The organism is Bacillus sp. AP8 (genome assembly GCF_000321185.1).
Lineage (GTDB): Bacteria > Bacillota > Bacilli > Bacillales > DSM-1321 > Bacillus_AD > Bacillus_AD massilioanorexius.
Map to the genome: position 1 here is coordinate 39,627 of NZ_CAPG01000094.1, position 10,565 is coordinate 50,191.

Genomic DNA, 10,565 nt, shown 5'->3' on the forward strand with positions numbered 1-10,565 from the left:
TCCTTAAAATACGAATATTCTTATAAATATACTAACTTAATATACGTGTTTATTCAAGAGTATACTGCTCACCTAATAATCTTACAGCATATACTTGCTCACAAAAGCCTCTTAAACCGTTATATACTCTATTCATTCTTGAATCATATTCCGTCAATCCAAAGACAGTTGGACCGCTACCACTCATCAATACCGCATCTGCACCAAACTTTTTCATTTGGTTTTTAATATGAGAAACTTCAGGATAAAGGGAAAGAGTAACATCTTCTAAAACATTTCCTATATTTTCACATACTTTTTTATAATTATTTGTATTTATGGCATCAATCATGCCTGGAATATTAGGATGTTTTACTGCATTAACGTCCAACCTTTTATAGACATCCGCAGTGGACACACCCATAGTTGGTTTTGCTAATACAACCCAACATTTAGGTGGACTTGGTAAATGCTGAATTTTTTCTCCCCTGCCAGTTGCTAATGCTGTACCTCCATATACGCAAAAAGAGACATCAGAACCAATCTCTGCACCTAATTCAGCTAACTCATCTAAGCTTAAGCCTAATTTCCATAATTTATTTAATCCTCTTAAAGTTGCCGCCGCATCACTACTTCCTCCAGCGAGCCCTGCCGCAACAGGTATATTTTTTTCAATTTTTATCGCAACACCTTGTTTTATGTCGTACCGTTTTTTCAGTAAAGAAGCCGCTTGATAAGCTAAATTTCTTTCATCATCCGGTACATAGCGATTATGAGAATAAATTTTTATATGGTTACTATTTATTTCATCAAGTTCTATTCGATCAGCAAGATCCACAGTCGTCATAACCATTTCAACTTCGTGATACTGATCGGGTCTTTTAAAAAGCACATCAAGAGCTAGGTTTATTTTCGCTGGTGCTTTCTCCATTACCTTCACAACCATTCACCTACTTTACGTTCTTAAAAGTTCTTGTCCTATTTTACCATATCTATATTTTGAAAATCTCGTTTTTAAAGAGTCCATATAAAAAACCTTTTTTGATAAAAGGAATAGGATTCTTTATCATATCCGAATTATCTAAACTGTATAGAAAGATTACCATAATAGTCTTGGAACAAAATTATATAATTTCTGACGCCATAAGAAAAGACCAAAGACAATGCTTTGGTCTCTGTAATCAGCATGATAGTATTATGAAGGTGACTATATTTGCGTCGTCCTAAAAAGCCTAGGCTTAGTTTTTATTAGCAAGATTACTTTGAGCAATCTCAATTGCTCTTTTCACCATATTCCCTGCATCTCTTGCTTTGATGCCACCCCAACCTTCTTTTTGGACTACATCATAAAAACCCAACTCTTTTGCAAGCTCTTCTTTAAATCGATCTGACATTACGCCTCTTCTAGCCAATGATTAAACATCTCCTTTTTCATGCTGCTACATTAGTTAGTGTGCATCAATTAGAAGAACATATAAGTACTAAATAAACATTGCTATAAAAACACAGCAATCTTTCAACGTAATGCTATTTTAGGCACAAAAAAGACAGTAAACAAAATGCTTACTGTCAGCTTAATGCAACCTTTCCTGCTGTTTCATCAAAAAAGGTTAATTGTACAGTTTCCGTAAGAACATCTGCATAGCTGTAGGAGACTCTTTCGAATGCGTTCTCATCTTGATCAAGCTCAATTACGAAAACAGAAGGATAAGTTTCTGCTAACGTTCCAAAACGCTCAACCGTTTTTCTTCTTCCACCGTTCGCTTTTAAAACTAGCCTTTTCCCGAGATTCGAATCTAAGGCTTTTTTAATATCAGCTAAAGTCTTTGGCATTTTCGGTCCACCTCACTAAGTGTAGTATATCACATATTAGCATAAAACGTCAAACAAAATATAAAATTATATCAGTTCATATTTTTATTTGTCAATGGTTTTTACTAATAAAAAATCATTTTTTATTACATTTTTTATTCTATCCAATTTCCTAGTAATTATGTAGATTTTGTTCAGTAAATAAATCGCACTTATATTCCTAAAAAAATAACAACCTTTTAGACCACAACCAACCAGAAAAAGGGTGATCCAAAAGATTAGCTTTTGAAACACCCTCCTATGACCAAACTATAAGTCTTCGTCATTTATTATTTTATATGGCATGCCCGTTCTTAATACGCCTTTTGTTTCAATACCACCTACGCCCTTTTCTCCCGTTAATGTATTCCTTAACACATCCCATACATGGATTCTTTCCATGAATGGAGTAAAACTAATTTTGGCCACAATATAAACAGGGTCAAGCGCGTGAATATTAACTCGAGATGGTGAGCTAGCAAAATTAGCTCCTGCACTAATTAAAGACTCAAAATGAGATTGACAAGCACCGGCAAAGATAACAAGTTGATCTAGTTGTGGAATTTTTTTACGCGCTTCTTTTACTGCTTCTACAAAATACCACGAATGACGATATGCATTAATATCCATTATTTTCCCTTTTGATTTCGTATAAGCATCATGACCTGTAATAACTAATATATCCGGTCGATATGCTTCAATTAATGATACGATTCGCACTGGCATTTCTTTCTCATTACAATATAACCCCTGAACAGGTATACCGATTTTCTCATATGCATCCATGCACTTCTTTAAGTAAGAAGGATCTCCGTCTAGATGTAGAACCTTTCCTGGCATTTGAAAGTAATCAGCTTGCTGGCGATAGCCATCACTTATCTCATACTTTCTTTTATGCTCTATTAGCTGTCGATCTTGAGTAAATAATTTCAATGAATGTTGTATTAACTTTTCATTTCTTAGACTGTACTCATTTCTTTCTTGTGCATTCATTTTTACTAAGTCATCAAAGGGAGCATCTGCCATTAAGCGAATATCTTCTCCATAAAGAATAGCAATTTTTTTTCCGTCCTCTTCCTTAATCTGAATAACTCGAAATAATACATCACAGCCATATGTTCTTCTACCAACTAAATCTTGAATTCCTATACTCATACATTTCACCTCTAGACAAAGATAGACCCTTTGCCACTATTACTTTCTTCATAACGTATGCTTAATCATAAAAAGATGTGAAGTGTCCAAATGAGGTTACAGAAATCCTTTTTCTATTTTTTATATACTTCTAATAACTCATCGCTTAATCGACCAAACTCTTCAATTGACAATGTTTCACCACGTCTTTGTGGCTCAATACCAGCGCGCTCTAGTGCCAATAAAATTTGTTCCTTTTTCTCTTTACCATTTGGTAATTGACTTGTTAAATTATTTTGGATTGTTTTTCTTCTTTGAGCGAAACTAGCTCTTGTAACTGTAAAGAAGAAAGATTCATCCTTTACCTTTACTAAAGGCTGCTTTCTTTTAGTTAGACGAATAACTGCTGAATCAACATTTGGTTGAGGTACAAATACCGTTTTCGGTACAATCATCACAGTTTCCGCTTCTGTATAATATTGTATTGCTATAGATAATGAACCATATTCCTTTGTTCCCGGACGAGCTGAAATTCGGTCGGCCACTTCTTTCTGAAGCATACATACGATTCCTCTAATCGGTAAATGTTCTTCTAGCAGTTTCATGATGATTGGAGTAGTCACATAATATGGTAAATTAGCCACCACCATCAAATCTTCTATACCTGTAAATTCTTCCTCAATTACTTCCGCTACATTTGCTTTTAATACGTCACTATGAATGATCTTTACATGATCGTACGGTGATAATGTATCTTGTAAGATTGGTAGTAATCGTTGATCTATTTCAAACGCTACAACACGTTTACTGCTTTTCGCTAATTGTTCAGTCAATGCACCAATACCAGGTCCAATTTCAATAGCACCACTTTTTTCTTGATCTAATTCGGCAAAATCAATAATTCTTCTTAAAATATTCGTATCAATTAAAAAATTTTGTCCTAAGCTTTTCTTAAATGAAAAACCGTACTTTTCTAAAATCATTTTCGTTCGGATCGGCGTGGCGATATCTTTATGCATAATCTTCCTCCTGATATATTTCTTGTATAGCTTTAATAAAATCTTCTTTTGAGATTTGGAACATATTTAATCGATTGTAAAGTTGTTTACCATTGGTATATCCAATTCGAAGCTTTATTCCTAATTTCTCTCTTCTTTCTTTGGAGCCTTTACCACCTATTAAACCACAGTCTAATAAGTCTTGGTGTGTTATTTCTTCTTCGAAAACTTCTTTCAAAATTTGAGCTTCTTTAAGCGCTAATCGAATGGCATCTGGAGAAGCATGCTCCACGCCAATACCTCGTCCATTTTTCGGTCTAGCTTCCGCCTTCGGTAAAAAAGCGTGCTTACATCCTTGAACCTTTTCAGAAACAATTGTTCGAATACGTTCCCCTGGATAATCTGGATCCGTAAATATAATAACGCCTCTTTTTTCTTGTGCTAAGCGTATTTGTTCAATAACCGCATCTCCAATGGCTGAGCCATTAGTTTCTATTGTATCAGCATCTAGTGCTCGTTTAATCGCTGTAGTGTCATCTTTACCTTCGACTACTATAATTTCTTTTATTTTCATTTTTCCTCCGATAAAGTGAAATATCTAGCATGGGGAATTTCATCCTACTCCCAATAATTAACCGGGTCTTTTTTCACTTTTGGTTCTTCACTTCTCCTCCATTAAAAATGAGGAGCCTTAGCACCAATTTGAACGGGATAAATATCCTCTTTAGCCATTCCTTCTACGTTTCATTTTACATTATACTCTTACAAATTAAATACACAAAAAAAGGTTGCTTAAAAGCAACACTTTCAAGACAACCTTTTACAATTAATTTAATATCCGGATTTTTACCTTTTTTCTTCCCCACTGATACGCTTTTGATTTACTCGAGAAAAAGATATCAATCTTATTCCCTTTAATCGCTCCGCCTTTATCAGCAGCAATTGCATATCCATAACCTTCAACATATACTTTTGTACCTAAAGGTATAACTCTTGGGTCAACTGCTATAATTTTAGCATTTGGATTGCTTCTCAAATCAAATCCCGTTGCCGTTTTTCCTGAGCACCCATTACAGTACGCTGTATAGGCCGTTGAAGTAACATACATTTCTTGACCATCTGAAATGGTATTATTTAATACTTTAGTACCGACAGCAACTACTTTATCCCGTTTTTCTCGAACTACTTGTTTAGCAATTAAGGATCTTTTAACTTCTTTGCCATTCTCTGTAATGACTTCGTATTGATTAGATACTAAACCATTTAAGCCTTCAGAAATTACTTTTTCACTTCCTTCAGCTAGGTTACTGTCCTTCTTAGATATGACCTCATAGTTAATGGGTTCTTCCACTACATCGGTGACTTTTTTCACTCTCACAACATTTACAACACTGTTTGGTTTTACAGAATCGTCTAATGATGGTTCAACACGGTCCATTGGCTGTACGGAAATTCCCTGTTCCTTTAAAAAGTCAGCGACCGTAGTCGAAGTTGACCACACCTTTTTCGATACTCCTCCATCTACTACCTGTAGTATAAATGCTCTATCTATTGTTATATTCATATGATCTTTAATGGCGGTATTCGTTTCTGGAGATATCTTATCATTATTGCTTAATTGTATTTTTTGTTCTTCTAAAAATTCGCCAACTGTTTTAGCTGTTGTCCATATGCTTTTTTCTTTATCCCCCTCAACAACCTTAACCTCTTTTGCAGGATTCCAAGTTATTTGAAGTTGATTACTTACTTTTGTATGACTAGCAGGATATAAATAATCCTTTTGTGAGAGCGGTATTTCTAATTCAGTCAATAATTCTTCTATGGTTGATGCATGAGTTGAAACAATTGTCTCTTTACCATCTAAAGTTAAAGCAACTGTTTTCTTTGTCCCATGGTATAACAAAGTGCCACTGACTACTAAAAATACTAGAAAACTAGTAATATATATAGCCATGTTCCTTCGTTTAAAAGCTTTCGTTATGCAATTTCTAAATTTATTAATGAAGATGACAAAAGCACTCCTTTCTCTTCGGTGAATTGTATAGACTTCCTTAAAAAATGTCAATGTAAGTAGTCTGCTAAGTGTATAACTTATTATGCATATACTCTAGTTAATTGAAAAGCAAAGCCTATCGACAAGCTTTCTCTTCCTGATTGGAATGTTTTGTAGAAATTATAAGAAAAACTTATTAGTCAGACAAGCAATCTGACTGTTCGACATACTTTTGTATCAATTTATGCCGAATAATTTTTTTGCATTTGTTGTTGTTTTTCTAGCAATTTCATCGAAAGAAAGATTTTTTAATTGAGCAATTTCTTCAGCTACCAACTTAACATAACTTGGCTCATTTCTTTTACCTCGGAAAGGATGTGGTGTTAAATAAGGACAATCCGTTTCAATTAGCAGTTTATCTAACGGAATTTGTGCCGCTACTTCTTTAACATTTTTAGCATTTTTAAAAGTAACAGGTCCTCCGAAAGAAATATAAAAATTCAGATTCATACACTCTTTAGCTGTTTCGATACTACCACTAAAACAATGCATAATTCCGCCTACTTCTTCAGCTCCCTCTTCTTTTAGAATCTCAACAATGTCGTGGGTAGCTTCACGATTATGAATGATGATAGGCAGCTTCACACGTTTTGCCAAAGAGATTTGCTTTCTAAATACCTCCTTTTGAATGTCTTTTGGTGACTTATCCCAATGATAATCTAACCCCATTTCTCCTAATGCTACTACCTTTGGATGAGCTGCTAATTCTTCTAGCCATATTAAATCCTGATCAGTCATATCAATTGCATCAACTGGATGCCACCCTACACTAGCATAGATAAAAGAATATTTTTCCGCCAATTCAATTGCTTTCTTTATCGTTGGTGTATCGAAACCTACTACTACCATTTTTGAAACGCCTTCTAATTGAGCTCGATTAATTACCTCTTCTAAATCTTCTTTATATTGTTCTGCGTTTAAATGTACATGTGTATCAAAAAGCATTTCAAATCTCCCTTTCTAGCATTAAGTTTATTATGAAATACAGATTTCATGTCTCACATTTCGGTAACATTTATATTACAAAAACGGGACATTTTCATTACTTTATATTTCACAGAAGCAATTATTTCCTTTATTTAGGAGTGTATTTCATATTCTATTACATTTTTTTTAACGAATTATTTCTTGTTTAACCTACAAAAAAACAGATAATAACTCGTAATTCCCGACCTAATTCTTCGTTTTATTTCAGGATTCGTTATTATTCGATAGTTTATTAAAATGACTCAAAAACTAAAAAAACAGCTTTAACCATCCCTCTTTTGACATGTACTTAAACTTTTAAAAAGGATGGTTTTATATCGAATCATATTTGTTCATCTTTATTACTTTTTATTCTAGTGAGTTACTTATTTATATTTATTCTCTTTAGGAGTCTTGCTATTTTACTTATTGCCTCCCATTGTAAAAGCTTATTTTTTAAAGAGAAGGAACGTTTCACGTGAAACATTCCTTCTCTTTAATATACTTTATTTTACTTTTGATCCATTAGGAAGACTTGAGTCGACAGAAGCTAACGCTAATTTTCCATCTTCACTTCCTGCTAAAATCATCCCTTGAGATAACTCTCCTCTTAATTTAACAGGTTTTAAATTGGTAACACAGATTACTTTTCTTCCTACCAATTCCTCTGGCTTATAATATTGTGCTATACCCGAAACAACTTGGCGCTTTTCATACCCTAAATCCAGTTGCAGTTTTAATAGCTTATCCGCTTTTTTTACAGGTTCTGCTTGAATAACTTCGGCAACTCTCAAATCTACTTTCATAAAGTCATCAATTGAGATTTCCTCTGTTTTTTCAACTACTTTATCTTTTTTCGGTTCTTCCACTACTGGACTTGAACCTTTCATTTTGTCTTTAATATATTCCACTTCTTTTTCCATCTCTAAACGAGGAAAAATAGGATCTCCTTTAATAACAGTCGTTCCTTCAGGAATGATACCAAAATCATTTACACGATCCCAAGATTTTAGTGTTTCATCTTGAATATTAAGTTGTTGGAAGATTTTTTCCGGTGTTTGTGTTAAAAATGGCTTTAATAGTACAGCTGTTATTCTTAATGATTCAGCTAAATGCGCCATAACACTACCTAGTTCATCCATCTTTTCTTCTTTAGCTAACACCCAAGGTTGTGTTTCATCAATAAATTTATTCGTACGACTAACTAAAGTCCAAATATTCGTTAATGCTACAGAGAATTCCATGGATTCCATAGCAGCTTCATAATTCTTTACAGTCTCATTTGCAACTTCAACAAGTTGTTTTTCGAATTCATTAGTAGATTCTTTATACGCTGGAATTGTTCCGTTAAAATACTTTTGAATCATAGCTACAGTTCGATTTAATAAATTTCCTAAATCATTTGCTAAATCGAAATTGATTCTTTCCACAAAACCTTCAGGCGTAAATACACCATCTGAACCAAAAGGAACTTCACGTAATAAATAATAACGTAATGCATCTAATCCATAACGGTCAATTAATGTGACAGGATCAACTACATTTCCTTTTGATTTAGACATTTTGCCATCCTTCATTAGCAGCCAACCATGAGCGAATACTTTCTTTGGTAATGGCAAATCTAATGCCATAAGCATAATTGGCCAATAAATCGTATGGAAACGAACAATCTCTTTACCAACTAAATGGACATCTGCTGGCCAATATTTTTGATAGTTCGTATCGTCATTAGAACCATATCCTAGAGCTGTTATATAGTTTGATAATGCATCAATCCAAACGTAAATAACGTGCTTAGGATTACCAGGTACTTTTACTCCCCAATCGAATGTTGTACGAGAAACAGCTAAATCTTCTAATCCTGGTTTGATAAAATTATTAATCATTTCATTTTTACGAGATTCTGGCTGAATAAAGTCAGGATTTTCTTCGTAAAATTTCAATAAACGGTCGACATACTTACTCATTTTAAAGAAATATGACTCTTCTTTTACCTTTTCAACTGGTCGACCACAATCTGGACAATTACCATTTTCAATTTGTCTTTCCGTAAAGAATGATTCACAAGGTGTACAATACCAACCTTCATATTCATCTAAGTAAATATCCCCTTGCTCAACCAGCTGTTGAAAAATTTTCTCTACTACATCTTTATGACGTTTCTCTGTAGTACGAATAAAATCATCATAAGAAATATCTAGTTTATCCCAAAGTTCTTTAATGCCGGCTACTATTTGATCTACATATTCTTGAGGTGTGATTCCACCTTCTTCAGCTTTACGTTGTATTTTTTGTCCGTGTTCATCAGTACCTGTTAAATATCTTACGTCGAAACCGCGCATACGCTTATAACGAGCCATTGCATCACCTGCAACTGTAGTATAAGCATGGCCAATATGTAAATTGCCACTTGGATAATAAATCGGTGTGGTAATATAGAATGTTTTTTGATCTTTCATTTTTTCCTCCTATTGTATACCCTTCATTTATTTAATAAATTCTTTATTATCATAGATAGAAATTAATTATTTTTCGTTTACTTTATCATTATAGCAAGAAAATAGATGAAATCACTTAAAAAAGATTGATATACTTAGAAAAACCGCCCATCTATTTTGAATCGATTATATGATTCAGAAATAGGTATGCCCTTGAACATAGCTTTTTAACAATCTCCTTCTATTAAAAGAAAGCATCTTTTCTCTTACGATAAAACATAAATAATATCCTACTTTTTTCTTCTGTAAAAAAAGCGTGCATACCTCTTCTATCCTTTCCATATCATTCCGTACTTTATACCTCCTAGCATCTTTTAACTAACTTCCTTACCTACCAATTAAAGTACTACGATACAATACTTCAATAAAATCATTGGAAATTTGCCGTTTTTGGCATCTATGCTTTTGTATCACTATTACAGTTTTTTACATTTCGTCGCATTTATTATAAATATTTATAAATATGAAGTTGGAATTTTTGCCATATTTTATATAAAATAGTATAATCACTACGGTAACGTTAATTTCACTAAAAATACGGATTTTTGTCGAATACAGTCGATTGACAGTGATTATTAGATAAAATTATCCTCGTTCCTATACCATTTGATTATCATTTCTTAAATAAAACCTTGTTTTAATCATGTTTGATTAAAATTTTTGAATCATTAATAAAATCATTGACGTATTTGGGAATGGCTGGTATTATTAATTATTATAAAAACTTTGTCGAATAATGACGAAAATTATCAAAATTTTTCCCATTCAAAGAATATGAGAGGGGCAGTACATAATGAAATCTACAGGTATAGTACGTAAAGTTGATGAACTTGGTCGTGTAGTTATTCCTATCGAACTTCGTCGTACTTTAGGAATAGCAGAAAAAGATGCTCTTGAAATCTATGTTGATGATGAGCGCATCATTCTAAAAAAATATAAACCAAACATGACTTGTCAAATTACTGGTGAAGTATCGGATAATAACCTTTCACTAGCTGACGGTAAATTGATTTTAAGTAAAGAAGGCGCTGAGCAACTTCTTGAAGAAATTCATCATTACTTAGAACCAACAAAATAAAAAAAGCT

10 protein-coding genes are annotated in these 10,565 nt (G+C 33.3%); 1 reads left to right on the forward strand and 9 read right to left on the reverse strand.

Annotated features, from left to right (window positions below; genetic code table 11):
* Positions 1-49: 49 nt before the first annotated feature.
* From ispE to metG, 9 genes are all read right to left on the reverse strand, one after another.
* Positions 50-919: a 4-(cytidine 5'-diphospho)-2-C-methyl-D-erythritol kinase gene (gene ispE, locus BN349_RS22215; RefSeq protein WP_019244514.1), complete on the reverse strand. Its 870-nt coding sequence runs from the start codon at positions 917-919 to the stop codon at positions 50-52.
* 298 nt (positions 920-1,217) lie between these two features.
* Positions 1,218-1,373, reverse strand: coding sequence for a small, acid-soluble spore protein, alpha/beta type (locus BN349_RS22220; RefSeq protein WP_034295096.1), 156 nt, complete (start codon positions 1,371-1,373; stop codon positions 1,218-1,220).
* 175 nt (positions 1,374-1,548) lie between these two features.
* Positions 1,549-1,812, reverse strand: coding sequence for a biofilm formation stimulator Veg (gene veg, locus BN349_RS22225; RefSeq protein ID WP_019244516.1), 264 nt, complete (start codon positions 1,810-1,812; stop codon positions 1,549-1,551).
* A gap of 288 nt (positions 1,813-2,100) precedes the next feature.
* Positions 2,101-2,985 (reverse strand): sporulation peptidase YabG, encoded by an 885-nt coding sequence (yabG, locus tag BN349_RS22235; RefSeq protein ID WP_019244518.1) that lies wholly within the window; start codon positions 2,983-2,985, stop codon positions 2,101-2,103.
* Between the two features lie 113 nt (positions 2,986-3,098).
* A complete protein-coding gene (gene rsmA / locus BN349_RS22240; RefSeq protein WP_019244519.1) occupies positions 3,099-3,983 on the reverse strand; it encodes a 16S rRNA (adenine(1518)-N(6)/adenine(1519)-N(6))-dimethyltransferase RsmA in 885 nt (294 codons plus the stop codon).
* Positions 3,976-4,536 carry a ribonuclease M5 gene (gene rnmV, locus BN349_RS22245; RefSeq protein ID WP_019244520.1) on the reverse strand — a complete coding sequence of 187 codons (561 nt, stop codon included), beginning with the start codon at positions 4,534-4,536 and terminating at the stop codon, positions 3,976-3,978. The genes rsmA and rnmV overlap by 8 nt, the downstream gene beginning before the upstream one ends.
* 252 nt (positions 4,537-4,788) lie before the next feature.
* Entirely contained in the window at positions 4,789-5,916 is a 1,128-nt protein-coding gene (locus BN349_RS22250) for a G5 and 3D domain-containing protein (protein WP_019244521.1), read from the reverse strand.
* Between the two features lie 276 nt (positions 5,917-6,192).
* Positions 6,193-6,960, reverse strand: coding sequence for a TatD family hydrolase (locus BN349_RS22255; RefSeq protein WP_019244522.1), 768 nt, complete (start codon positions 6,958-6,960; stop codon positions 6,193-6,195).
* A gap of 527 nt (positions 6,961-7,487) precedes the next feature.
* Positions 7,488-9,440: a methionine--tRNA ligase gene (metG, locus tag BN349_RS22260; protein ID WP_019244523.1), complete on the reverse strand. Its 1,953-nt coding sequence runs from the start codon at positions 9,438-9,440 to the stop codon at positions 7,488-7,490.
* A gap of 832 nt (positions 9,441-10,272) precedes the next feature.
* Between metG and BN349_RS22265 the strand changes: the two genes are divergently transcribed.
* A complete protein-coding gene (locus tag BN349_RS22265; RefSeq protein ID WP_019244524.1) occupies positions 10,273-10,557 on the forward strand; it encodes an AbrB/MazE/SpoVT family DNA-binding domain-containing protein in 285 nt (94 codons plus the stop codon).
* Positions 10,558-10,565 lie beyond the last annotated feature (8 nt).